General features: G+C 50.8%; 28 protein-coding genes. 9 read left to right on the plus strand and 19 right to left on the minus strand.

The features are described 5' to 3' along the window. Positions 1-116: 116 nt before the first annotated feature. The 11 genes from MP213Fo_RS06180 to rph form a co-directional block, all read right to left on the minus strand. Complete coding sequence (locus MP213Fo_RS06180) at positions 117-656, minus strand: DUF934 domain-containing protein (protein ID WP_421090759.1); 540 nt, start codon at positions 654-656, stop codon at positions 117-119. Continuing rightward, positions 653-1405 (minus strand): phosphoadenylyl-sulfate reductase, encoded by a 753-nt coding sequence (locus tag MP213Fo_RS06185; protein ID WP_421090760.1) that lies wholly within the window; start codon positions 1403-1405, stop codon positions 653-655. The genes MP213Fo_RS06180 and MP213Fo_RS06185 overlap by 4 nt, the downstream gene beginning before the upstream one ends. Beyond that, positions 1395-3065 (minus strand): nitrite/sulfite reductase, encoded by a 1671-nt coding sequence (locus tag MP213Fo_RS06190; protein ID WP_421090761.1) that lies wholly within the window; start codon positions 3063-3065, stop codon positions 1395-1397. Before MP213Fo_RS06190 ends, MP213Fo_RS06185 begins: the two co-directional genes overlap by 11 nt. 75 nt (positions 3066-3140) lie before the next feature. Then, positions 3141-3440, minus strand: a complete 300-nt coding sequence (locus MP213Fo_RS06195; RefSeq protein ID WP_421091039.1) for a DUF2849 domain-containing protein — start codon at positions 3438-3440, stop codon at positions 3141-3143. Positions 3441-3458: 18 nt separating this feature from the next. Then, positions 3459-4979, minus strand: coding sequence for a siroheme synthase CysG (gene cysG / locus MP213Fo_RS06200; RefSeq protein ID WP_421090762.1), 1521 nt, complete (start codon positions 4977-4979; stop codon positions 3459-3461). A gap of 133 nt (positions 4980-5112) precedes the next feature. Then, on the minus strand, positions 5113-5487 hold the full coding sequence (locus MP213Fo_RS06205; RefSeq protein ID WP_421090763.1) for a YraN family protein: 375 nt from the start codon (positions 5485-5487) through the stop codon (positions 5113-5115). Beyond that, positions 5487-6392, minus strand: a complete 906-nt coding sequence (gene rsmI, locus MP213Fo_RS06210; RefSeq protein ID WP_421090764.1) for a 16S rRNA (cytidine(1402)-2'-O)-methyltransferase — start codon at positions 6390-6392, stop codon at positions 5487-5489. Before rsmI ends, MP213Fo_RS06205 begins: the two co-directional genes overlap by 1 nt. A gap of 66 nt (positions 6393-6458) precedes the next feature. Continuing rightward, positions 6459-7667 (minus strand): radical SAM family heme chaperone HemW, encoded by a 1209-nt coding sequence (gene hemW / locus MP213Fo_RS06215; protein ID WP_421090765.1) that lies wholly within the window; start codon positions 7665-7667, stop codon positions 6459-6461. Then, complete coding sequence (gene rdgB / locus MP213Fo_RS06220) at positions 7667-8320, minus strand: RdgB/HAM1 family non-canonical purine NTP pyrophosphatase (RefSeq protein WP_421090766.1); 654 nt, start codon at positions 8318-8320, stop codon at positions 7667-7669. The genes hemW and rdgB overlap by 1 nt, the downstream gene beginning before the upstream one ends. Then, complete coding sequence (locus MP213Fo_RS06225) at positions 8317-8742, minus strand: VOC family protein (RefSeq protein ID WP_421090767.1); 426 nt, start codon at positions 8740-8742, stop codon at positions 8317-8319. Before MP213Fo_RS06225 ends, rdgB begins: the two co-directional genes overlap by 4 nt. A 144-nt stretch (positions 8743-8886) precedes the next feature. Further along, positions 8887-9603 (minus strand): ribonuclease PH, encoded by a 717-nt coding sequence (gene rph, locus MP213Fo_RS06230; protein WP_421090768.1) that lies wholly within the window; start codon positions 9601-9603, stop codon positions 8887-8889. Between the two features lie 217 nt (positions 9604-9820). Here rph and hrcA point away from each other — a divergent pair, with 217 nt between their 5' ends. The 3 genes from hrcA (at position 9821) to MP213Fo_RS06245 (ending at position 12505) form a co-directional block, all read left to right on the plus strand. Then, positions 9821-10906 carry a heat-inducible transcriptional repressor HrcA gene (gene hrcA / locus MP213Fo_RS06235; RefSeq protein WP_421090769.1) on the plus strand — a complete coding sequence of 362 codons (1086 nt, stop codon included), beginning with the start codon at positions 9821-9823 and terminating at the stop codon, positions 10904-10906. A gap of 106 nt (positions 10907-11012) precedes the next feature. Continuing rightward, positions 11013-11666 carry a nucleotide exchange factor GrpE gene (gene grpE, locus MP213Fo_RS06240; protein ID WP_421090770.1) on the plus strand — a complete coding sequence of 218 codons (654 nt, stop codon included), beginning with the start codon at positions 11013-11015 and terminating at the stop codon, positions 11664-11666. Positions 11667-11845: 179 nt separating this feature from the next. Next, the gene (locus MP213Fo_RS06245) at positions 11846-12505 is read left to right on the plus strand and encodes a trimeric intracellular cation channel family protein (protein WP_421090771.1); all 660 of its coding nucleotides are present in this window, start codon (positions 11846-11848) and stop codon (positions 12503-12505) included. Positions 12506-12775: 270 nt separating this feature from the next. On the opposite strand, the gene MP213Fo_RS06250 is transcribed toward MP213Fo_RS06245, so the two are convergent. Continuing rightward, positions 12776-13789: an adenosine kinase gene (locus MP213Fo_RS06250; RefSeq protein WP_421090772.1), complete on the minus strand. Its 1014-nt coding sequence runs from the start codon at positions 13787-13789 to the stop codon at positions 12776-12778. A 229-nt stretch (positions 13790-14018) separates the two neighbouring features. On the opposite strand from MP213Fo_RS06250, the gene MP213Fo_RS06255 reads away from it, so the two are divergent. Next, positions 14019-14741: a sulfate transporter family protein gene (locus tag MP213Fo_RS06255; RefSeq protein ID WP_421090773.1), complete on the plus strand. Its 723-nt coding sequence runs from the start codon at positions 14019-14021 to the stop codon at positions 14739-14741. Here the strand turns inward: MP213Fo_RS06255 and nth are convergent. Next, complete coding sequence (gene nth, locus MP213Fo_RS06260) at positions 14726-15451, minus strand: endonuclease III (RefSeq protein ID WP_421090774.1); 726 nt, start codon at positions 15449-15451, stop codon at positions 14726-14728. The genes MP213Fo_RS06255 and nth overlap by 16 nt on opposite strands. A 105-nt stretch (positions 15452-15556) precedes the next feature. Here nth and MP213Fo_RS06265 point away from each other — a divergent pair, with 105 nt between their 5' ends. Next, on the plus strand, positions 15557-16063 hold the full coding sequence (locus MP213Fo_RS06265) for a DUF2244 domain-containing protein (protein ID WP_421090775.1): 507 nt from the start codon (positions 15557-15559) through the stop codon (positions 16061-16063). A gap of 89 nt (positions 16064-16152) precedes the next feature. Then, positions 16153-17031, plus strand: a complete 879-nt coding sequence (locus MP213Fo_RS06270; protein WP_421090776.1) for a ribokinase — start codon at positions 16153-16155, stop codon at positions 17029-17031. A 97-nt stretch (positions 17032-17128) separates the two neighbouring features. Here the strand turns inward: MP213Fo_RS06270 and MP213Fo_RS06275 are convergent, their stop codons facing one another. Further along, positions 17129-18064 carry a nucleoside hydrolase gene (locus tag MP213Fo_RS06275; protein WP_421090777.1) on the minus strand — a complete coding sequence of 312 codons (936 nt, stop codon included), beginning with the start codon at positions 18062-18064 and terminating at the stop codon, positions 17129-17131. A 243-nt stretch (positions 18065-18307) separates the two neighbouring features. Between MP213Fo_RS06275 and MP213Fo_RS06280 the strand changes: the two genes are divergently transcribed. Continuing rightward, positions 18308-18748 carry an Hsp20 family protein gene (locus tag MP213Fo_RS06280; RefSeq protein ID WP_421090778.1) on the plus strand — a complete coding sequence of 147 codons (441 nt, stop codon included), beginning with the start codon at positions 18308-18310 and terminating at the stop codon, positions 18746-18748. 185 nt (positions 18749-18933) lie between these two features. Continuing rightward, entirely contained in the window at positions 18934-19185 is a 252-nt protein-coding gene (locus MP213Fo_RS06285) for a DUF1150 family protein (RefSeq protein ID WP_421090779.1), read from the plus strand. A gap of 224 nt (positions 19186-19409) precedes the next feature. Here the strand turns inward: MP213Fo_RS06285 and ptsN are convergent, their stop codons facing one another. The 5 genes from ptsN to lptC form a co-directional block, all read right to left on the minus strand. Next, positions 19410-19874, minus strand: a complete 465-nt coding sequence (gene ptsN / locus MP213Fo_RS06290) for a PTS IIA-like nitrogen regulatory protein PtsN (protein ID WP_421090780.1) — start codon at positions 19872-19874, stop codon at positions 19410-19412. A gap of 512 nt (positions 19875-20386) precedes the next feature. Beyond that, the gene (gene hpf, locus MP213Fo_RS06295) at positions 20387-20977 is read right to left on the minus strand and encodes a ribosome hibernation-promoting factor, HPF/YfiA family (RefSeq protein WP_421090781.1); all 591 of its coding nucleotides are present in this window, start codon (positions 20975-20977) and stop codon (positions 20387-20389) included. A gap of 275 nt (positions 20978-21252) precedes the next feature. Then, positions 21253-22032 (minus strand): LPS export ABC transporter ATP-binding protein, encoded by a 780-nt coding sequence (gene lptB, locus MP213Fo_RS06300; RefSeq protein ID WP_421091040.1) that lies wholly within the window; start codon positions 22030-22032, stop codon positions 21253-21255. Between the two features lie 203 nt (positions 22033-22235). Next, positions 22236-22823 (minus strand): LptA/OstA family protein, encoded by a 588-nt coding sequence (locus MP213Fo_RS06305; protein ID WP_421091041.1) that lies wholly within the window; start codon positions 22821-22823, stop codon positions 22236-22238. 383 nt (positions 22824-23206) lie between these two features. Continuing rightward, positions 23207-23875: an LPS export ABC transporter periplasmic protein LptC gene (gene lptC / locus MP213Fo_RS06310; RefSeq protein WP_421091042.1), complete on the minus strand. Its 669-nt coding sequence runs from the start codon at positions 23873-23875 to the stop codon at positions 23207-23209. A 344-nt stretch (positions 23876-24219) separates the two neighbouring features. On the opposite strand from lptC, the gene sppA reads away from it, so the two are divergent. Further along, positions 24220-25200 carry a signal peptide peptidase SppA gene (gene sppA / locus MP213Fo_RS06315; RefSeq protein ID WP_421090782.1) on the plus strand — a complete coding sequence of 327 codons (981 nt, stop codon included), beginning with the start codon at positions 24220-24222 and terminating at the stop codon, positions 25198-25200. The last annotated feature ends 86 nt before the right edge of the window (positions 25201-25286 follow it).

The raw sequence follows: 25286 nt of genomic DNA on the forward strand, positions 1-25286 counted from the left end.
ACAGTGGAAGAGACAGGGCTATTGTCGTAGATAATGTTTTCGGCACATAAAACAAGCATTATTACCCTTCATACACCCTAAGGGCGGGTTATGCTCAGGCCGGATTTAGAGCAGTTTCAGGAAATCCGGCGACGCCACCTGAAGCCTTCCGCTTTTTTTTCAGCGCCGAAAATGCCACCGGCGACAGGTTGATAATAAACACCTGTATCATGCAAATCACCTGCCTGCAGCCGCGCTAAAGTCAAAGCATCACTGATCTCCAAAGTATCAAATCCAGCACGCAACATGGCGCCAACCTGATCAATGCGCACCATGCCAGACGCTCTTAGCTCACCGAAAAAGCCATAATGCGCCCGTAACTGTGCCGCCTTGGAAAACGATCTGCCATCATTGAATGCAGGAAAATCAAGTACAACCAGCGCAATATGTTGCAGATCATTCAAGAGTGGATCCAGTGCATCTGCAGCCTCAATCCTCACGCCGATACGGATATTACGAAACCGGCGCTTACTTTCATCCAATTGCAACCAGACGGACAGCGGCAGTAAAACTGCTTTATGATCCGTAATCGCTTCAGGTGCCTCAACGGGTACAAATGCATCATTCACCACACCTGCGCGCGACCAGAGAACCGGAGATTTTGAATTATCCGTCATGCATCCGCCCCTTTTATGACAGTCTTTTTAAGATGCGCTTCCAGCCCGCTTAAATGGATGCCGCATTCGGTCTTGCCATTGCCGGCCCAGCGCCCCGCACGCTGGTCTTCACCATCAAGCAGCGCACGCGTACATGGCATACAGCCGATTGAACGATAATTTTGCGCAACCAGCGGATGAGGTGGTAAAGCATGCGCTTGGCGGTAGGCCTCCAAATCCTGCTCTGTCCAGCTTGTCAGCGGATTAATACGGATATGCTGTCCGACCGCTTCAAACACCGGCAGACCGGCGCGCGTGGCAGCCTGAAATTGCTTGCGTCCTGTTAGCCATGCTTGAAATGGCGCAACAGCTTGTGCCAATGGCTGGGTTTTGCGTAAATCACAGCAACGGTCTTTATCGGTCAGGCATAAAGCTCCGAGCGGATCATGCAGCTTTAAAGCGGCATGATCTGGCACAATATCGCGTATATCGCTCAAACCCAGTTCCTCAGCCAATTGCGCGCGATAGCGCAATGTGGCCGGAAAATGCTTATTGGTTTGTAAAAACAGCACCGGCAATGTCGGCTCTGTTTGCGCAATCACATGTAACAGCACCGCCGAATCTGCACCAAAAGATGAAACTGCGGCAAGCCCTGCCCCAAACTCCTGTAAACTTACCGCTACAATTTCTGCAGCTGTTGCCCCGTCATAACGTGCATTGAGTTGCTGTGCGCGCTCCGCGACGCGCTGAATATGTGGCTCAGGCAGCATGAGCGCTCTCACCATAAAGTGCGGCTTTAAAGGGCTGCGCCCCTAAGCGCCGATAGGTCTCAAGAAAGCTCTCCTGCGGTTTTTCACGCAAGCGCAGATAGGTATCAACCACGGTTTCAATCGCCTCCACCACGGTTTCCGATGAGAAGCCACGTCCGGTAATATCACCGATAGAGGTGAACTCGTCGCCCGAACCGCCCAATGTGATTTGATAGAGTTCCTCACCCTTTTTCTCGACACCAAGAATACCGATATGGCCGACATGATGATGGCCGCAGGCATTGATGCAGCCGGAAATTTTTATTTTCAGATCACCGATTTCTTCCTGACGCTGTTGTGAGCCAAACCGCTCGGAAATACGCTGCGCCACCGGAATAGAGCGCGCATTGGCCAGCGCGCAATAATCAAGACCGGGGCAGGCAATAATATCGGTAATCAGCCCTGCATTGGCAGTAGCCAGACCGGCATATTGCAAGCGTGCATGAAGTGCCGGCAAATCAGCCAGCGCCACATGCGGCAGCACCAGATTCTGCTCATGGCTGACGCGGATTTCAGCTTGCGAATAGGCTTCAGCCAGATCGGCAATAATGTCCATTTGATCCGCGGAGGCATCGCCCGGAATTTCACCGATTGCCTTGAGCGAGATTGTTACCACACCATAATCCGGATGTTTATGTGCTGTGACATTGCGGGTAAACCATGACAAAAATGCACTATCGGCCTTACGTGCTTGCACCACCAGCCCGTGGCCTGCAGCCCGCTCTTCAAGAAGCGGAGCTGCAAAATAGGCGTTAATGGCAGCAATATCAGCCTCCGGCAATTGCAGATCACTGTCTTTAATTGCCAGCCATTCAGCTTCAATTTGCGCCTGTAAATCCTCGATACCAGTTTCATGGACAAGGATTTTAATCCGCGCTTTATACTTATTATCGCGGCGCCCATGAAGATTATACACCCGTACAATCGCAGTTATATAAGTCAGCAGATCTGCCTCAGGCAGAAAGTCACGTATCTTTTTGGCAATCATCGGCGTGCGTCCCTGCCCGCCGCCAATATAGACCGCAAAGCCGCGCTGCCCTTGCGCATTTTCCTTCAGATGCAAACCGATATCATGCACCTGAATGGCCGCCCGATCAGCCTCAGCACCGGTGACTGCAATTTTGAACTTGCGCGGCAGGTAAGAAAATTCCGGATGCAAAGATGACCATTGGCGAAGAATTTCCGCATAGGGGCGCGGATCCGCCACCTCATCCCGTGCCGCACCGGCAAAATGATCAGCGGTCACATTACGAATACAATTGCCGGAGGTTTGAATGGCGTGCATTTCCACCTCGGCCAGCTCTTCAAGAATAGCCGGAATATCGGTGAGTTTCGGCCAGTTAAACTGCAGATTTTGCCGCGTGGTAAAATGGCCGTAACCACGGTCATAATGACGGGCAATAGAGCCGAGCTTACGCATCTGGCGGGAAGACAGCGTGCCATAAGGAATTGCAATACGCAGCATATAAGCATGAAGTTGAAGATAGACGCCATTCATCAACCGCAACGGCTTGAAATGCTCTTCGCTCAGTTCACCGCTCAGACGGCGCTGCACCTGATCGCGAAATTGCGCCACACGGGCGAACACAAATTCGCGGTCAAACTCATCATAGCGGTACATAAATGCGGTCTCCCAATCGACGCAACAATCTTAAATTTTAGCCAAATGCTTCTGCTTTTCTGAAGCGCTTGCGGCTCAGCTTGCAACCGCATGAAGGCGCACCACCGGATGAATGGTGGGGCCAGACAGGCGGATACGCTCGCGCAGCCGCACAGGAAACAATTCGTCACCGCGCTCTTCCACATCGATCACATTGATATCTACCACCTCATCAGAGAGGCTGGCCTGAACACCTGCCAGTTCCAATGCCGCGACTGCTTCAGGGTGGCGTGCAAGCAGCGCATTACGAATGGAGTGAGCCCAATGACCGTCCGCACCGAGCCAGACCGACACACCATCGCTCAGACGATTGGCACTCAAGACTTTGACTGTCAGCATGATCTTGTCTCCTGTTTATCCGTTCAGCGATGCGTCATGCGCCGCCGCATCAGAATTTTGATATGTTGGCTGCGTAGCAACAGCGAAAAATTGGGGCGCCTCATTAGCCAGAGGTTGAGCCAAAGGTTGCACCAAGGGCTGAGCATGCTCAAATGATCCGCCCGCAACTGCATCACCAATAATCACCATCACGGGGCCGCTGAGCTGCGTGTGGTTCTCCAGCAGAGCCAAATCTTTCAGCAGTCCGTGCAACATGGTGCGATCAGACCTTCCGGCATTTTCCACCACGGCAACGGCCGTATCCTCATGCAAGCCCGCATGCATCAGCCGTGCGGCAACAGAGGCCGCAACACTGGCGCCCATATAGACCGCAATCGTGGCACCGCTTAAGCACAACCGCGCCCAATCGGGCAGCACATCACCCGCCATATCGTGGCCGGTGGTAAAAATCAGCGATGATGCAATACCGCGCAATGTCAGTGGCAATTGCATATCGGCGGCCGCTGCGAGGGCCGAAGTAATACCGGGCACCACTTCAAATCCGATATTGGCCGCACGCAATGCTGCCATTTCTTCACCGGCGCGACCAAAGATCAGCGGATCACCGGATTTTAACCGCACCACGCGCTTTCCCTGTTCTGCCAGTTCCACCAGCAGTGCATTGATCTGGCTTTGGGTTTTGGAATGGCAGCCTTTGCGTTTGCCCACTGCAATGCGCTGCGCATCACGTCTGCCCATAGCCACAACATTTTCAGGCACCAGAGCGTCATAGAGAATGATATCAGCCTGCATCAGCACACGATGCGCCCGCAAGGTCAGCAAATCTTCGGCTCCGGGGCCTGCACCAATCAGCCATACATAGCCGGCCGGTTGCGCTGTTACATTTAACAGCGCATCAATTGCGTTCTGGGCGCCTGCAAAGTCGCCGCGCTCAACTGCCTGTGCGATTACACCATTGAAAAATACATCCCAAAACTGGCGGCGCGTAGCACCATGCGCCAGCTTATGCTCAACCCTATCGCGGTAGCTGGCTGCCAATTGCGCCAAAGCACCAAGTCGGGGCGACAATGCCGCATTGATTTCACGGCGCAATTTTTGTGCCAGAACCGGCCCGGCACCCTCTGTGCCGATAGCCACTGCTACGGGTGCCCGCGCCACAATGGCAGGCGTGTAGAAATCACAGAGCTGTGGCCTGTCGACTACATTGACCGGAATATGGCGGGCGCGGATAGTATCGGCAATGGCTGCATCATCTACAGCATCACCAGTTGCAACAAAGGCCAGTTTAACATCGGTAAAATCACTATCTTTAAGACCACCGCTGCGTAAATGATGCCCGCCATCCAGCACAAATTCTATCAAAGCGGCATCAGGCACGTCCCCGTCAGGCACCACAATGCGGATTTGCGCTGTTGTCTGCGCAACCAGACGCGCTTTATTCAGCGCTTCTTCACCGCCACCGACAATCAGAACTGCCGCATTATCAACGCGGAAGAAAGCCGGAAAAGCAGTTAATCGGACAGGATGCGCGCTCACAATTTCTACCTTTTAAAAACGGTTTTAAACTGTGTTTAATATCCCTCATTCCGGGCAGGCTTATAAGAAACAGGCTTGCCCGCGCTACAGCCGCACCGCATCGCTTTTCCGTGTTTGGCAAATTTTATGAAATTTAATTCTGGAAGTGTGTCGCTGCCGGTATATGCACGGGCCAGCGGCGCGGTAAAACCGCTATCAGATCAAACCGCAAATGCAGCTTGTTACGATCAGGCTGACGCGCCAGCCAATGATCGGCGGCAGCCTCGATCCGTTGCAGATTATTATGGCTAACCGCATCCATAGCCGCTTGTAACGATGAGCGGGCTTTAACCTCAACAATCAGCACCAGAGTGCCGCGCCGAGCAATCAGGTCGATTTCGCCGAAGCGCGTTTTATAGCGCCGTTCCATAATACGAAACCCTTTGAGCATGAGTGCGAGAGCAGCCAACCGCTCCGCCCATATCCCGCGAGAAAATGCTTTTTGCTTTTTCTCGCGAAAGCTACTCATTATTTTTTAGCCTTCAGGCTCATCAGGCGCTGATACAGTTCGCCTTTTGGTTTACCGGTCATGCGCGAGGCTTCACCCGCCGCTTTAGACGGCTGTAATTCCTGTGCCAGATTAAGCAGCAACGCATCAATATCCTGTTCAGTCACCGGTGCCGAATTTTGTAACGGCGCCCCGACAAGCAACACGACCTCACCACGGATACGGTCTTCACCGTCATATTTTTCGCACAACTCGCCCAATGTCGCGGTTGAAAATGTTTCATAGGCTTTGGTCAGTTCGCGGCACAAAGCGGCGGGGCGGTCTGCACCATAGACTGCCGCCATATCCTGCAGCGTATCCGAAGCGCGATTGGGTGATTCAAAAAAGATCAGCGTTGTATCAATCGCTTTATAGGTTTCAAGCTTATTGCGGCGCTGCCCCTGTTTGGATGGCAGAAATCCGCAAAACATAAAGCTGTCTGTTGGCAGACCCGAGGCCATCAAAGCCGCCATCACCGCAGAAGCACCGGGCACCGGCACCACTTTGTAACCGGCGTTGCGCGCCTCTTCAACCAGACGATAACCCGGATCAGACACCAGAGGGGTGCCGGCATCCGAGACCAGCGCCACACTTTTACCGGCCGCCAGAGCCGCCATCAATTTCGGCCCTGCTTCAGCGGCATTGTGCTCATGATAGGCAACAGGTCGGCGTGAAATGGCAAAGCGGTTGAGCAGCACACGCGTTACGCGTGTGTCTTCACACGCCAGCAGATCGGCAGATGCCAGCACTTCAAGCGCGCGCAATGTTATATCACCGAGATTGCCAATTGGCGTGGCGACAATATAAAGCGCAGGCTCAATCGGGCGGGCGCGAAAAGCATTTTCGCCCACCACATAGCTGCGTGTATCCTGAGTATTGTCTTCCACTCTTTGTCCTTTTTAGCGTATCGCGAAAACTGTAAGACTGTTTTCAGCTCAGATACGCATTGCAATTTATGCGGTCAGTTCGGCAACCAGCGTATTTAAAAGCAAAGCGCCATCTGGTGTCGCACGCAGAAAATGCTCATCACATATTTCTACAAAACCCTGCTCCTGCAACTGCGCAAGACGCTCCGGCTTCAGGCCATGACCTGTCAAAGTCTGATAACGGCGCAGATCAACGCCTTCTTTAAGGCGCAGCCCCATCATCAGAAACTCGTCGCCCTCTTGCTCACCGGTCAGATATTCTTCTTCGATAATACCATGGCCTTGCGCTTCAACTTTATCCACCCATGTTTCAGGGTGTTTTTCGGTCATTGTTACGGTGCGCATACCATTTTCACGAAAACGGCCATGGGCGCCGGGACCAACCCCGACATATTCTCCATAGCGCCAATAGACCAGATTGTGCTGGGATTCACGCCCTGAAACCGCATGGTTGGAAATCTCATAGGCAGGCAAACCAAGTTCTGTGGTTACCCGCTGCGTCTCTTCATACAGAGCTGCGGCATGTTCCGGTTCAGGCGTGGTGAGTTTGCCAGCCTTCCACAGATTATAAAACTGCGTGCCCTCTTCAATTGTCAGCTGATAAAGCGACAAATGATCGGCTGCCAGATCAATCGCTTCACGCAGTTCCGCATTCCACTCGGCAATGGTCTGATCAGGACGCGCATAAATAAGGTCAAAGGACAGGCGCGGAAAAATCTCACGTGCAAGACCAATTGCCACTTTAGCTTCTGCCACCGAATGCAAACGCCCGAGCCGCTTCAGATCGCGGTCATTCAGCGCCTGAACACCCAACGACACCCTGTTAACGCCGGCTGCGCGGTAACCACGAAAACGATCAGCTTCAACACTGGTCGGATTGGCTTCCAGTGTCACCTCAATATTATCGGCAACAGTCCAGAGCCCGGCAATACCATCAAGCAATGCAGCCACGGTTTGCGGCTGCATCAGTGATGGTGTGCCACCACCAAGAAAAATACTGGTAACTATGCGCGGGCCGGTGCGGGCGCGCAAAGTTGCCATTTCAGTTAAAAAGCTTTGTGCAAAACGCGGCTGATCAACTGGCTGATGGCGCACATGCGAGTTGAAATCGCAATACGGGCATTTGGCCATACAAAACGGCCAATGCAGATAAATGCCAAAGGCATGATCCCCGTCTGCCTGCAAAATAGGCAATGCATCACTCGCAACCGGACGGATAGCAGACAGGGACTGCATCAATTCACACCCGACATATCTAATTTAGCATTTGCAAAAAGCTGAAAGGCACGGGCGCGGTGCGAAAGCGCTGCCGAATCACCCGGTTTCCAACCATGTTTTTGTTCTGCGGTCATTTCACCAAAGGTCTTTTCATGACCATCCGGCAGGAATAGCGGGTCAAAGCCAAAACCGTCATTGCCACGCGGGGTTACAATCCGGCCTTGCGCTTCACCGCGATAATATTCCGCATGACCGTCCGGCCAGCACAGGCAGATCACCGAAACAAAACGGCCTTTGCGCTGCTCCGGCTGCGTTGCACCTGCCTCTTCCAGCCGGTCGAGAACTTTGGTCATCGCCATATTGAAATCACGGCTGCCATCTTCACGTTCTGCCCAATTGGCGGTGTAAACGCCGGGCTCACCATTCAGTGCATCAACAACAAGGCCGGAATCATCAGACAGCGCCGGCAGACCAGTCGCCGACGCCGCTGCGAAAGCTTTGATATAAGCATTTTCTTCAAAAGTTGTGCCGGTTTCATCCGGCTCAGGCAAACCAAGTCCACCCGCTGACTGTGTATCAAAGCCAAAAGGGCCGATCAGATCAGCAATTTCTCTGAGCTTGCCAGCATTGTGACTTGCCACAACCAATTTGCCTTTTTCCAAAACTCTCATGTCAGATTCCATAATTTGGGTTCAGCGAATTCCAGAGAATTACCGGAAGGGTCGCGGATATACAGCGAATAGGCGCCATTTGGCCATTGCAGCTCGCGCTCAATAGCAATGGCATGGTTTTCAAAAAACTGTTTCCAGCCTGCAATTTCTTCACGGCTGGCGGCAAAGCAGATATGACCTGCGCCACTGGTACCGTGGGTCGGAATGGGCAATGTGCCTTCAGGCGCTGGCTTAACCGTTTCCTGCGCATCAAATACCAGCAAAATACCTGTCCCGCAGCGGAAAAATGCATTGCGATGATTATGCGGCAATGCCAGCTCCAGCCCCAGAATATCGCGGTAGAAATGCACAGCCTCTTCGATATCACGCACATAAAGGGCAGTTTCAAGTATTTGTTTTGGCTTAAGCCGTCCGGTCTGCATTGCGCTCTTCCTTCGTTTATCTCTGTTCACAAAAACCGCATCCCGCTTATAGCAGGTTCAAAATAGCTCTTGGTTCACAGTTAAGTGAATTATCCAATCGAAAACTTGGATAATTCACTTATATGATCAAACGGCAGAAATAGCTCAGGAAACAGCCATTTTCTGCAAATCAACCAAACGTTTAATACCATTGCGTGCCAGCAGCATCAGTGCCGAGAATTCCTCATCCGAGAACGGCTCACCTTCCGCAGTACCCTGTACTTCAACAATACCGCCACGACCGGTCATGACAAAATTGGCATCGGTCTGCGCGGTGGAATCCTCCGGATAATCCAGATCGATCACCGGCGTACCCTGATAAATACCACAAGAAATAGCAGCCACATGGTCTTTAAGAACCTTGTCGACTTTAACCATCTGGCGGGCTTCCATCCAGCGAAGGCAATCATGCAGTGCAACCCAGCCGCCGGTAATCGCCGCAGTGCGGGTGCCGCCATCGGCCTGAATAACATCGCAATCCACAGTGATCTGGTATTCACCCAGCGCCTGCATATCCACAACAGCGCGCAATGAGCGACCGATCAGACGTTGAATTTCCTGCGTACGGCCACCCTGCTTACCGCTTGCAGCTTCACGGCGCATACGATCGCCGGTAGAGCGCGGCAGCATGCCATATTCTGCGGTAACCCAGCCCTTGCCGCTATTGCGCATCCAGCCCGGTACTTTTTCTTCAAGGCTTGCTGTGCAAAGCACATGCGTATCGCCGAATTTAACCAGACATGAGCCTTCTGCATGTTTGGAAATGCCGCGTTCAAAAGAGATAGCACGCATTTCATCTGCAGCGCGTTTGGATGGACGCATCGGTTTTTCCTTTTAAAACAATGCTGCGTCACACAATGACGACAGACTGGTAATTGCTCAAATAATTTCCTGAACGGAATACTTATCCCGCTTCTAAGCAGGATGGATACAAATTTAAAGGAAAATCGCGCCTCAGTTCCGTAATCAGCTGATCATGCCCTTTGCCCAAGCCTGCGAATGGCCTATATATAAGGGCGAAATGGAGCAAACCACCCGAATGATCAGATCAGACCGCGCTGACAATCTGCATGCACCCTTGCAGGTGCTGGATCAGCGCTCGCGTGATATTTTTCAGCGTATTGTTGAGAGCTATCTCAATGATGGCGAACCTGTGGGCTCGCGTAATTTATCACGGTTGCTGCCTTTGTCGCTGTCGCCAGCCACAATCCGCAATGTGATGAGCGACCTCGAACATTTGGGGCTGGTTTATTCACCGCATATTTCTGCCGGCCGGATGCCGACCCAACTCGGCTTAAGGTTTTTTGTTGATGCCTTTATGGAAGTCAGCGATCTGCCGGCAGCGGAGCGCAATAGTATTGAGCATCAGGTGCGTGCCGCAGGGCACAATAATTCTGCCGAGCATGTGCTGACCGAAGCCAGCCAGATTCTTTCCGGCCTATCGCGCGGTGCCGGTCTGGTTCTTGCGACCAAAGCCGAGGGCGCCTTAAAGCATATTGAATTTGTGCGCCTTGAGCCGACGCGGGCTTTAGCGGTGATGGTCACACAAAGCGGTGATGTTGAAAATCGTGTGATTGAGTTGCCTGCAGGCGTTACATCTTCACAGCTGATTGAAGCCTCCAATTTTCTTAATGCACATATTCACGGCAAAACACTTGCGGAGGCCCGCTCGCAGATTAAAGCGCTGCACGAGGAAACCCGTCAGGCGCTCGACAGCCTCTCCCAGCATTTGGTTGAGCAGGGTCTGGCGGTCTGGGGCGGTGCTGCCAGCGATCAACAGACCAGACTGATTGTGCGCGGACGCTCCAATCTGCTGGAGAATATTTCTGCCCAGGATGATCTGGAGCGCTTGCGCCTGCTATTTGATGATCTGGAAACCAAAGAAGGCATGATCCAGCTTTTGGATCTTGCTGAAGCCGGTTCCGGCGTGCGGATTTTTATCGGTTCTGAAAACAAACTGTTTTCACTGTCAGGCTCATCACTGGTGGTTGCACCCTATCGCGATTCTGAGCAGCGTGTGATTGGCGCGCTTGGGGTAATCGGCCCCACAAGGCTCAATTATGCGCGCATTGTACCCATGGTAGACTATACAGCCTCACTGGTTTCACGGCTGTTACGGGGTTAAAAGCGCAATAAGCCTGTTAATTTGTCAGCCATCCGGTCGACGGTCTTGATTTTCAGGACACAAACATCGATATCCCACACAACAGGACTCTAGACGGAAGAGAAGTATGGCTGACGAAAAGAACAACGGCGAAACGCCAGATATTGAACAGCGCGACCTCAATAACCCACGTGATCGCGATGCTCTTAAGCGTGCGGCGGATGATTTTCTGAAAGCACGCAAAGCCGATGCTATGTCAGAAGCTGCCGAAGATGAAGAACAAGACGAAAATGTAATCAACCGTCAGGCTGAATTGCAGATCGAAAACAATGCGCTGAAAGACCAGATGCTGCGTCTTGCTGCCGATATGGAAAATCTGCGCAAACGTACTGCACGTGAAATGCAGGACGCGAAGACTTATGCGACCACTAATTTTGCGCGCGATATGCTTTCGGTTTCAGACAATCTGCGCCGTGCTCTCGAAGCTATTCCGGCAGAAGCATTGGAAGCCAATGATACCGGCCTGAAAGCATTGGCAGAAGGCGTGGAAATTACTGAGCGCGCTATGTTGAATGCTTTGGAGCGCCATGGTGTGACACAGCTTTCGCCGGAAGGTCAGAAGTTTGACCCGAATTTCCATCAGGCGATTTTTGAAGTGCCAAACCCTGATGTGCCTAACAATACCGTGGTTCAGGTCATGCAGACCGGTTATGCCATTGGTGACCGTGTTCTGCGTCCGGCTATGGTCGGCGTATCACGCGGTGGCCCGAAGGCTGAATAAACTACAAATATAGCAATGCAGCACTGATATCTGCTTGCTTTATAACTTCCAAACGGGCGCAGGGCATACCTTGCGTCCGTTTTTATATGTGTGCAATCTTTGGGCTGTCCGGCGTCAACCGGACGCTATGCCGTTACCACTGCGTGACGACAATATGCTTGTTGCTGGGAGGTCATGGCGTGACAATTATCCAATTACTCAATTTTGCAGGTGTATTTGTATTCGCTGCCACCGGCGCGCTTGCTGCGTCACGCCGCAGGCTGGATATTATCGGCTTTATTTTTCTCGCCAATGTTACGGGTATTGGCGGCGGTACGATCCGCGATCTGGTGCTGGGCGATAGTCCGGTGTTTTGGGTGCGCGAACCAGTCTATCTGATCATTGGAACAGCGGCGGCCATTCTGGTTTATTTTACCGCGCATAAGGTTGAATCGCGCTACCGCGTTTTACTCTGGCTCGATGCCGTTGGTATGGCAGCCTATAGTGTGATGGGCGCATCCAAAGGGCTCGAGCTCGGCTTCAGCCCTTCTGTGGCCATTGTCACCGGAATTTTTACCGCAACGCTTGGCGGTGTGCTGCGGGATATGATTTCCGGCGAACCTTCGGTACTGATGCGCCGTGAAATTTACATTTCAGCGGCGCTTGCCGGATCCTGCACCTATGTGGCGCTGGAATATCTCAATGCGCCTGCCATGCTCTCTGCTTTGGCGGCAGCCGGCGTTGCCTTCAGTCTTCGCGGTGGCGCACTTTACTATGGCTGGATATTGCCGGTGCGCAATGCCCGCCGCGGCCGCACAGAAGAAGAGCTGAAGCGCGATGGCATTGTCAGCTCCGAATAAATGTCAAACAACAAGCTCCGCATAACGGATGCGGGGCTTGGAGCACTAGAGCGGTTTACGTTTAAATTGGATCATGTAATCCGCTCTAAGTTATTGTTTTTACGCATTATCGTGGCCGCCCAATGATTCCATTGGACTACGAAATGCTCTAGAGCGGGTAACATGCAGGTTGGATCGCAGCGCTCGCTCTAGATTTTAGAGTCTTCGCATTGTCATATCGATCAAGTTGATTCAACTTGATCGTGAAATGCTCTAAACATCTGCCGTGAACTAAACCAGCCCCGCTTGTGCAGCACTGTCTTTAAGGCTGACCTGCGGGCGGGGGCCAATTTGCTGGATCACAATACCAGCCGCCAGTGAACCGAGCTTACCGCTTTGCTCCAGACTGTAGCCATTGGTATAGCCGAACAGAAAGCCGGCCGCATAAAGATCGCCGGCACCGGTTGTATCCACCAGCGCATCAATCTCAATCGCATCAATCGCAATTGTTTCATCACCGCGAATTATAATGGAACCCTGCTCGGAACGGGTGATTGCTGCCAGTTTACAATCAGCGCGGATGGCCTCCAGCGCCGCCTCGAATGAAGATGTCTGATACAGCGATTTTACCTCTGCCTCATTGGCAAAGACAATATCCACAGTGCCTGAGCGCATCAGCTCCAGAAACTCATCCCGATAGCGATCGACACAAAACGGATCTGACAAGGTCATGGCAACCTCGCCGCCATGTTGATGCGCCAGCTTAGCGGCCAAAGTAATGGCCTCTTTGGCACGTGGCGGATCCCACAAATAGCCCTCGAAATAAACCAGCTTGGAATTGCTGACTTTGGAGCTTTCAATATCCTCCACGCCAAGCTCCACGCAGGCACCGAGATAGGTATTCATCGAGCGCTCGCCATCCGGTGTCACAAAAATCATGGACCGGGCAGTCGGCGCCCCCGCTTGCAAAGGCGGGGTGTCAAACGCCACGCCCTGCCCGCGAATATCATGCGCATAGACTGTACCCAGATGATCTGCTGCCACTTTGCCGAAATAAGCAGAGCGCCCGCCAAAACTGGCAATGCCTGCCGCGGTATTACCGGCGCTGCCGCCTGAGGCTTCAATTGCAGGCCCCATGCGACTATAAAGCAGTTCAGCCCGCCCGGCATCGATCAGGTTCATTGCCCCTTTGATAATGCCGTTATCAATCAGAAAATCTTCTTCTGTGCGGGAAATAATATCAACAATCGCATTACCGATACACAGCACATCATATTTGGCGACAGAAATGGCCTTTACTCCCATAAAAGTTCAGCTGCACAGCGGATTACACAGCGTTCTGTGTATCTGCATCCTATCTGCCTGTAAGCTTTAAAGCCTGAAAACGGTTTTAGCCAGACTTTACCGCGACGGGAGAGAGATCAGAGAGCATCACCTTGTTGTAAGCTTTGCGAAATCCTATTTAATAGTCAGAGCAGTGCGCGTGGAAAAGATACAATGCGCATGCTCTGGTTCTCAATTAACAGGAGCCCCAATGATCCTGACTGCCGCATATGCTGCACTGCGCCGCCTGCCAACACCGGAATTTCGCTCGGTTTTGTGGAAATCCCTTGGCTGGACATTTCTCGCTTTAATTGCACTCTGGGCATTATTGCGGCAGATGTTTTTCTGGCTGGCATGGCCGTGGTTTGAAACATTACTGCCAACCATGCCGGACTGGACCAGCTGGCTCGGCCTGTTTGCGGCGATTGCCGCAGGCTTTGTTCTGGCACTGTTGCTGGCATTTCTGATTGCACCGGTAACAGCACTAGTAGCCGGTATTTTTCTGGATGATGTGGCAGAGATTATTGAACGCGAAGATTACAGCAATGCGCCAGCCGGCACTGCCATGCCTGTTGGCCGCTCAATCGTGTATTCGCTTAAATTTTTGGGCATCGTTTTGATCGGCAATCTATGCGCTTTGCTGATGCTGCTGATACCGGGCGTTAATCTGATCGCATTTTTTATCGTCAACGGTTATTTGCTCGGCCGCGAGTTTTTTGAATTTGCGGCGATGCGATATCGTGGTGAAGCCGGTGCCAAAGCCTTTCGCCAACAGCATAAAATCAGCGTTTTTCTTGCAGGTTTGGTGATTGCCGCATTTCTGGCGATCCCGCTGGTTAACCTGCTGACACCGCTTTTTGCAGCGGCGATGATGGTGCATCTGCACAAAGCTCTGAGTGGTCAGGCAATGGTGCCGCTTCAGGCTTCAAGTTGAACCAGCTGCGCAGGAATGGCATTGGTTTTCTGCGCCGATTTGCAAATATCAGCGATCACGCAGTTCTGGCAATCCGGTGTACGGGCTTTACAAACATAACGCCCGTGCAGGATCAGCCAGTGATGGGCATGCATCATAAACTCTGACGGAATGATCTTGACCAGCTTGGCTTCAATCGCATCCGGTGTTTTATATGGTGCCAGCCCGATCCGGTTGCCGATGCGCAAAATATGCGTATCGACCGCCATTGTCGGCTGGCCAAATGCCATATTCAGCACCACATTGGCGGTTTTACGCCCCACACCCGGCAAGGTCACCAATGCATCACGATTACCCGGCACTTCACCACCATAGGTATCAATCAATGCTTTTGAAAGCAGAATGACATTCTTGGCTTTATTGCGCCACAGGCCGATGGTGCGGATATAGTCGCCCACAACCTCTTCCCCCAGATCAAGCATTTTCTGCGGGGTATCCGCAATGGCGAACAAAGCCCGTGTGGCTTTATTGACACCAAGATCGGTAGCTTGTGCCGAAAGTACCACCGCAACCAGCAGCGTGAATGTATTGACATGTTCAAGCTCGCCCTGCGGCTCCGGGCGCTGCACAGAAAAGCGCCGGAAAATCTCGTGGATTTCCGCAGGCGTGTATAATGTACCGCTAACGCGGCGCTGTGGTTTGGCGGGAGAATTGGTCTGGTTGTTCTGCATAGAGTTTATATAGTAAGCTGAAACCAATAAGCCTATCTGTAAGCTTGCCGCAGCCAGCGCTTTTATCAGTTCCGAGCATCAGCAGCGGATAAAAGAGATATTGTTATGAATGCACATTACCATCCGGACGGCGCTGATCCCGATGCCTTTGGCGCAGATTTTTTTAAAGCGACACTGCTGCCCTATCGCTCGCTGAGCCCGCGCGGCTTTCAGATCATGATTTTAAGTCTGCTTTTAGTGTGGGCAATCATTGGCATGGCGTTTATGCATCTTGGTGCATGGCCGGTTATCGGCATGTTCGGACTGGATATTGCGCTGATCTATGGCGCCTTCCGGCTTAATTATTATGCTGCACGCCAGCGTGAAGAAATCATGCTCTCACGCGAGCAATTGCTCATCAGGCAAATCTCCGCCTCAGGGCGCATCCGCGCCTATCAGTTTAATCCGTTCCGCACACGGTTTAACATTACCCGCAAAGATGATATCGGCATTACCCATATGCAACTGCTGACGGAGGGGACAACATTGGATATCGGCAAATTTTTACCACCCGATGAACGCGAAAGCTTTGCGACCGCTCTCAATAATGCCCTGATCCGCAGCCGCCGCTGATCAGCGTAACTCAGCTTCCTGCCTGATTATATATCCCTGCGTGAAAGCAAAATTGCTTTCTCTGAAACGTCTCTAACTCCGGATTTCTCATGATTACCATTATCGGCTCGATTAATTTTGACCTCATTGCCCGCAGCCCGAAATTGCCTGAACCGGGTGAAACACTGACCGGCAGTGCCTTCAGCACTGCTGCCGGCGGCAAGGGAGCCAATCAGGCATTGGCCGCAGCCCGCGCCGGTGCGCCTGTGCGTATGGTGGGTGCTGTCGGCCATGATGCATTTGCAGCGCAGGCTGTGGCCTTACTGCGTGCCGAGGGTGTTGATCTGTCACGTGTTGCAACCCGTGGCGATGCCACCGGCATTGCGCTTATCACTGTAGAAGACAGCGGCGAAAACACCATTGTCGTTATTCCGGGTGCGAACGGGCTGGTGAGCGAAGATGATGTGAATGTTGCCGATCTCGACGGCGGCTACCTGCTATTGCAAATGGAAATTCCGTTACCAGCGCTTGAAAAAGCTATCGCGATCTCGGAAACCAGCGAAACAACCTGTATTCTCAATATTGCACCATGGCGTGATGATGCGGCAGCACTGCTGCCACGGGCGGATATTATTATTGCCAATGAAACTGAATTTGATCTGGCTGCGATCCAGCTGGAACTATCAGGTGAAACCCGCATTGAAAAAATGATCGATTTTGCCGAGCATTATGGCCGTACGCTGATTGTGACGCTGGGTGCAGAAGGTGTGATGGTTGCCACGCCAGATGAGCATTACAGCCTGCCAGCCCTCAAGATCAAGCCGGTGGATACAGTTGGTGCCGGCGACACATTTTGCGGTTACCTTGCCGCAGGTCTCGACAATGGCCTGCCATTGCGTGAGGCATGCCAGCGCGCTGCCAAAGCAGCATCTATGGCCTGCCTTAAAATCGGCGCCCAGCCATCAATTCCACATGCATCTGAGATCTAGAGCATTTCACTATCAAGTTGAATGTTATGCGCTCCAGAGCGTTTTCATTTTTAATTGAAGCAGAAAAAGGCCGGAGAATTTCTCCGGCCTTTTTCATTCAAAGCGTTGCAATGCGTGCGGTCAACAGCGTGAAGAAGCCTTCATGGTCAACATCACGCATGACAATTGCGTTTTTGGGCCGTTTGGTAACGCCCCACCAATCAATGACCGACATGCCCAAACACAGCTGCGATGCGGTTTCAATCTCCACATTGCAATGGCGTCCTGAATACAGTTCAGGCTTTAGCAAATAGGCAATCACATTCGGATCATGCAGCGGACCGCCATCGGTACCGTATTTTTCTTCATCAAAGCGCTCGAAGAATTCCAGCATCGCTGCGCAGGCATCGCCCACTTTATTGCCGATGGCACGAAATGCCTCAATACGTCTGGCTGTTGTCAGCGCCTTATGCGTCACATCGAGTGGCATCATCACAATTGGTACGCCACTGGCATAAACCACTTTGGCGGCTTCAGGATCAACGTAGAAATTAAATTCGGCTGTCGGCGTAATGTTACCGCCTTCAAAAAACCCGCCCCCCATCAGCACGATTTCCTGAATACGCGCGGCAATTTCAGGCGCTTTGTTTAACGCCAGAGCAATATTGGTCAAAGGGCCGAGTGCGCAAAGGGTTACCGTTCCGGCTTCTTCGCGCAGCAGGGTTTCAATAATAAAGTCGACGCCATATTGCCCCTGCACTGTAATGGCAGGCTCAGGCAGGTCAGGTCCATCAAGACCGGTACGGCCATGCACTTCTTCTGCCGTAACCAAATCGCGTATGAGCGGCTTACAGGCGCCCGCATACACTTTGGTCTGCGGCTTACCGGCAAGCTCTACAAGTTTCAAAGCATTGTTACGGGTGAGCGGCAACGGCACATTGCCGGCAACGGCCACAATACCCAACACATCAAGCTCAGGGCTTGCCAGAGCCAGCAAAATTGCCAGAGCATCATCCTGCCCTGGATCGGTATCAATAATAATTTTGCGTGCCACGCGGACTTTCCCTTCTCTTGCCTTATATTTTCGACCTTATTTCGTCGGTTTTCCCGCCTATATGCAGGCGACAACTTTGCCGCACTATAAATTAAGCTGAATTATTTTCAGCACAAATCTTGCTGCATCCTGTTCATATCCGCAGTTGCACTTGAACATGCGCTTTTCGCAAGCCATATGTAGAGACAGGAAAGTGCCACTATGGATTTTCCTGATAACGGTCGCTTTACCAAGGACTGAGTGATGACAAGACTGACACCTTTTTCAAGCCCGCTGCTGTTGGGCTTTGACACAATGGAAAAAACACTGGAGCGCCTTGCAAAGTCCGGTGACGGCTATCCGCCGTATAATATCGAGCGCTTGCGCGGGCCTGCCGATCAGCAGGAACAGCCAGTGCCTGAACGGCTGCGCATTACGCTCGCCGTAGCCGGTTTTTCTGATGATGATCTGGAAGTGACCACAGAAGATAACCAGCTGGTTATCCGTGGGCGCCAAAATGATGAAGCCGAGCGCGAATATTTACACCGTGGTATTGCTGCACGCCAGTTCCAACGCGTTTTTGTGTTGGCAGATGGTATGCGCGTAGTCGGTGCCGAGCTGAAAAACGGTTTATTGTCGATTGATCTCGACAGACCGGAACCGGAACGCCTCGTTAAACGTATTAGCATTAGCGTTAAAGAATAAACGCTCCGATAAAACCGGCATTTGCGGTTTTGGCGGAACGGAAGATGATGATTATAAAAGAACTGTAAAGGGTTCACTGTTATAATCAGTAGCGTAATTGCAGTATAATCTCATAGATTAGATGCAGTTGCTCCCGCTCTCGACAGGCAGTGTCTCATAGGAGCTGCCATGACAGGAGGTCAAAAATGACTGCAGACAAACACATATTTACCGAATTCGAATTTGCCCATCTCGGCGAAGGTGAAATCGCTTATTTGCGCAAAGTCCGCTCCGATGACCTCTCGCATCGTTTTCCTGCTTTGCCGCCAATGGCGCCTGGCATGGAGCTGTGGGCGCTATTCGGAGCCAGCGGAACACCGATCATTCTTTCCGATGTTCTCGCTACAGCGCTGGCCGGAGCGCATGAACACGAATTGCACACGGTAATGCTGCACTAAAGCAGGTGACGTTCAGGCTGGATCGCAGCGCTCGCTCTAGATTTTAGAGTTAGTGCATAACGCCCCAAACCGGTTCGCAGTGCTGAAAAGACCTTCTTTCAATGCACGCCCATTTTTTGCCGTTGTATTGATTTTAACAAACAAAAATGCCGCGCCTGTAAAACAGCGCGGCATTTTTAAAAAGTCTATTCCGGTTGTGATCAGCCAGAATGATCATCAGGCTTTCAAGCAGCATTCGATGCCGGAGGGGCAATCAAAAATGAATGCAAAGCCTGCGCATCAACAGTGCCGCGCAATTTTGCGACCATATCCGGATCACGCAACAAACGCGCAATGCGCGACAATGCCTTCAAATGATCCGCGCCGGCATTTTCAGGTGCAAGCAACAAGAACACCAGGTCAACAGGCTGATCGTCCAATGCTTCAAAATCCACAGGCTGTTCAAGACGCGCAAACACACCGGTAATCTTGTCAATATTTGGCAATTTTCCATGTGGTATCGCGATGCCGTTGCCAACACCGGTCGACCCCAGACGTTCACGCTGAGTCACAGTTTCAAAAACTTCACGTTCTGGAAGACCTGTGAGTTCTGCAGCCTTTTCAGCCAAGATCTGCAATAATTGCTTCTTGGAGCTTGCCTTCAGCGAAGGGATAATTGCCCCGGGCTGAATCAGATCGCTAAGATCCATTTTCTCCATTCCTTCTCTCATGCGGAGGGTAAATCTCCGTAACCGGGAGGTGCAGTGATCTACTGCCCATTCAACAGATACTCAAGTCAAATTCGCGATTCTCGCCACAGTTTTCATGCACAAAATACACAACGCATTGATTTTACTCAGAATAATAATTTAAATAATTATACGTAACGTCTGATAAAGCGGCGATTTTCCAGCCTTTTTTTGGCATTCCTCTCAGGATACACCAGTCACGCATGAATTCCTATCATAAGATATCGTGATTGCATCCCTCGCTGCCCGCGAGACATAAACCACCTTAAGAATTGCAGAAACCAAATCAATGTCTTAATTAAGCTTCAGGAATTCAAGCAAAATAGTAGTTCGTGATATTTTGCCCTATCTCTTTGTTTTAACATCATTTCATAACAAAAAAGCGCGCTCTATTTCACCTAATTTTTTTGTGTAATAAGCGTATAAAAAAGCACCACAGCTTCGTTTTCTCAGCTGTGGTGCCATTTTATGATTTATGCTTGTGCTTGCTTGGCTGCTTTTGAGGGGTCAATCCAGCCAATATTACCGTCTGGCCGGCGATATACAATATTGACCTCATCACTGCCCGCATTACGGAAAACAATGACCGGATGCTCGGTCAGATCAAGCTCTACCACTGCGGAAGCAACGCTGAGCGTGCGCAGGGATACCGATGATTCTGCAACGATTGTCGGTGCGTAGTCATCCGGCAGATCCTCATCCTCATCGGGAGCCGGTGACATAACGCTATAGGCAATATCCTGATGATTATTGCGCGAAGACTGGATTAGTGAGCGCGACTTAAGCCGCCGCATATAACGGCGCAGACGTGTGTCCAGCTTTTCAGCAGCTGCGTCAAAAGAAAATTGCGGATCCTGCGCCTCTGCAGAAGACTGCAAAGTTGCACCGGTATTCAGATGTAGCGTGCAATCGGTATTATATCGTGACCCCGACTTAACCACAGTAATTGCACCGGAATAGCCACCTTCGTAATATTTGCCAACACTATCACGGACACGATCTTCAATCCGGGTTCGGAAAGCTTCGCCGATATCCATATGTTTACCTGAAACGCGGAGATTCATGTGGCAGTACCTCGCTGTCTATATTCGAACAAAGCAATCTAACCACAAGCTAACGCGTTGCGCAAAGGCAACTGTCATAAAAAAAAATAAACTTTATTTACAGCAAAAGAATACTGTGCAGGCTCTATGATTGTCACAATCAGTTCTTATATAGGCGCCTTACAAAGATTGGCGCACGATCACAGCTTATACTTTGAAATATCAGAGACTTCTGACAAAAAAGCCGCCCCACTCCATGCGTGAGACGGCGTTTGATTTTTTAAGCAAATCAGGAATTAAAGTGTAAAATGATCGCCGAGATAGAGCCTGCGAACATCAGGGTTCGCAACAATTTCTTTCGGGCGGCCATGGGTCAACACCTCACCGGCATGAATAATATAAGCACGGTCAATCAAACCCAACGTTTCACGCACATTATGATCCGTTATCAGCACCCCAATACCACGGCTTGTCAGATGGCGCACAAGCTGCTGAATATCAGCAACTGCAATCGGGTCAACACCAGCAAACGGCTCATCAAGCAGCATAAAATTAGGCTTTGAGGCCAAGGCACGGGCAATTTCAAGACGGCGGCGTTCACCACCCGACAAGGAAATAGCCTGCGCTTTTCGCAAATGCGTGATGTTGAATTCTTCCAGCAATGCATCCAGCTCAATACTGCGCTTTTTGCGATCCTTTTCGACCACTTCAAGTACAGCCTTGATATTATCTTCAACCGAAAGGCCGCGGAAAATTGACGCTTCCTGCGGCAGATAGCCGATACCCAGCCGTGAACGGCGATACATCGGCATGGACGTGACATCAAATCCGTCAATCTCGATCGTACCACTGTCAACCGGCACCAGCCCGGTCACCATGTAAAAACATGTGGTTTTACCGGCACCGTTAGGCCCAAGAATACCAACGGCTTCACCGGCACGCACACCAAAAGAAACGCCGTTAACAACCTGCCGGCCCCGATAACTTTTGCTGATTCCACGCGCCACCAGAGTGCCTTTAAGACGTGACAGCTCCTGTGGCGGGCGCTGACCCTCCTGGCCGGCCGGACCTTCAATACCCGCAGACTGCTGCTGCAAATCAGCAGCTGTTTTTGCTGCGGCAGTGTTCAGTGCGTTTTCAGCTTGTGCGTTTTCAGAAGACAATGGTGATCCAGACAGGTTACTCAATGGCTGCCCTCCTGACGGAAGCACAGAAAAGTTGCATCAAAGTGGATTAGTGATCAGCTGTTATCAGCATTATGCTCAACTGCGAGATTACATTATTCACTCTTAGGTGAAAGGATAATTGATACGCGCCCCGTCTGGCCTTTGCAGCTTTCAAGAAACGCTTTCCCAGTCTGGGTATTAGCCGTGAGTTTGCAGCCGGTCGCAATATTATCACCGTCTGACAACACAACTTTTTTACCTGTTAGAACCATGGTCTGACTTTTGGCATCATATACACCTGCATCACCGGTAGCGACCTGTGTACCGGATTTCAGATAGACCTTGCCATCAACTTCAAGCTTTTCAATGCCGCCGGCGCCGAGACCAGCGCCGCTCAGACCGCCAATACCACCTTTAGGTTTATCAGCGCCATCCTCACCTGCACCAGCACCGGATTTGGCATAATAAACCAGCATACGGCCCGCACGCAGCATAATATCGCCCTGCTTAACCGCAACATTACCCGTGAAAATCGCTACACCGTCTTTGTCGCGCATTTCAAGCTTACCGGCATCAATGGAAACCGGATCTTTGCTGTCAGACAATTTTAGGCCATTCATCGGCACTGCATCTTGCGCCTGTACAACAGACACGGCTGAAGGCCATGCAAGACTGAGCGGCAATATTAGCAAGCCAAACATCAAAGCAACACCAAGACGCTTGTTATTCAGCAGGCCTGCATCTTTTTTATGCAAGATTTTGTCGCGTGAGCCTGTTGGTAGCCCGCTGCTCGCCCAATGCCGTATCATATCCATTCCCTCGAAAAATCATCCTTGTTATAAATCGCAAGTTTCAGAATAAGACAACATACTTCTGGTCATATTGAATCATATTGTGCAGCAAAAAGTTACAGCGACAGCTTATCCTTAACGTCCTGTATCAAACAAAAATCAGAGAAAATTCTCTATCTATTTGTATTTAAAGATACATTCAGCAGAAAAACAGCCTCCGGTTTTCCGGCACACTTTAAGTTATAACAGTGATATTATTTATTGGTTTAAACCAACAAATAATTAATAAGCGATTAGTTATTTATACTATCACCACCAGCGGGCGATTTTGCAGGCTCTGAATCAGAAGCTGGCTCAATTGTCAGATGAACTTTATGTTCAAAGACCACAACCTTACCATTTTCCTGAACCTGCATTTTGTCAGCACTGATATGCGCATTACCTGTGCGAATATCGACGGGTTTATCCGTCGACATTTCACCACTCGACATATTAACGCTCGCTGAGCGCAATTTGGCTTCCATGCCGCCGGTGGTTTTCACGGTAAAATCATTATCAAACTGCAAATGGCCGTTCACGCTGTCATAGACACCCGATTGAGCATCAATTTCGGCTTTATCTTTGTCACCTACCGGCAGTTGCGCTTTAATACCTTCGAGAGCAATAACGCCGCTCTGTTTCGCATCCTGTACAGCACGTTGCGCAACCATAGAATAAGGACGATTATCTTTGGTATAACCATTCAGCTGCGGACTGGTCATCACCAGCTTGCCGCTTTCAGACGGATCCAGCTCGACCTTGACCGTTGATGCCGGCGCTGCCAAAAATGTGTACCATGAAAATACAGCGGCGACAGCAACAGCAGTAAGGGGCAAAGCGGTTTTTAGAACGCGCACACGCATACTGTGTCTCTGCGCAGCATGAAACACAGCATTACTTTTCTGCGACGCACCGAAAACCATTTTATGGTCTGACACAGTTCAAGACTCCTGAAACCAGCAAATTTGCCAGCTGCCTACACGTAAGATATTAATATTTATAAGTGAAATACGCGTCTGCAATGAAACGCACGGCATAATCGCCTGTTATTAGGCTATAAATGGGGTAAGAATGCATCAAAAACAAGCTCGGAACACTTTAATTCAATCAACTTAACTCGAGAAGACGAGAATTTTCTCCGATTTTCAGCCCCAGCCTGTACAAAATTTACAAATATCAGAGATGAAATAAAAGCGTCACAACCTTTTTATCTCTCCTTCATACAACATATATTGCCCTGATGTGAGCGAAGAAACGGACATTATCCATGACTTATACTGTCGATGCTGCTCTTGAACGCCGCCGTGTCCGTCGCAAGCTCACCTTCTGGCGCGTTGTGACGCTACTGCTCATTGCAGCGATGGTTTTGGCGGCGGCGCTCTATTTTGGTAACAGCCAGCCATCGCGCGCTGTGCCCCATATTGCCAAAGTCTCGATCACCGGCACGATTTACAACAATGAAGACTTGTTGAAACGCCTGAAGGCTATTGCTGACAATGACATGGTGAAAGGCGTTATTCTCGATATCAGCTCTCCCGGCGGCACCACTACCGGCGGTGAAGTGATTTATGATGCAGTGCGTAAAATCTCAGATAAAAAGCCTGTGGTCACGCAAGTTGGCACACTGGCTGCCTCAGCAGGCTATATGATTGCCATCGCTTCAGATCATATTATTGCGCACAAAACCTCGATGGTCGGCTCTATCGGCGTTTTGTTTCAATATCCTGATATCAGCGGATTAATGGAAAAAGTGGGTGTTAAACTTGAAAGCATCAAATCCAGCCCGCTCAAAGCCGAGCCAAATCCGTTCTCGCCTACCACTCCTGAAGCCCGCGCGATGATCGATAATACGGTGAAGGATACCTATGACTGGTTTGTCGGCCTTGTTAAAGAACGCCGCCCGATGATCACAGCCGATAAACTGCCGGCACTTACAAATGGTTCGATTTATACCGGCAGGCAAGCATTGCAGCATCAGCTAATCGATGCACTCGGTGATCAGGAGACATCCATCATCTGGCTCGCTAGCAAGGGCATTGACAAAGAACTGCCGGTTATCGAATGGAAAGCTGCCGCATCACCTTACAGCGATTTGCTTTCATCGACACTTACCAAATTAGTGTTGAGGAACATCGGCTTCTCTGAACAAAGCAGCAGTTTACTTGATGAACAGATCGGCAAGCGTATCTTTCTTGACGGCATGCTTTCAGTTTGGCACGGTAGTGACGGACAAAAGCCGCAGCAATGACAGGCAACTGAATGAGACTTAAGGATTTATAGCTTTTTTCAGCCAGACACGATATGAAACTCTAATAGCTTGGCAGCATATTTTAG

This window comes from Pseudochrobactrum mosebachae, from assembly GCF_048914685.1.
In the GTDB taxonomy this organism is placed as follows: domain Bacteria; phylum Pseudomonadota; class Alphaproteobacteria; order Rhizobiales; family Rhizobiaceae; genus Pseudochrobactrum.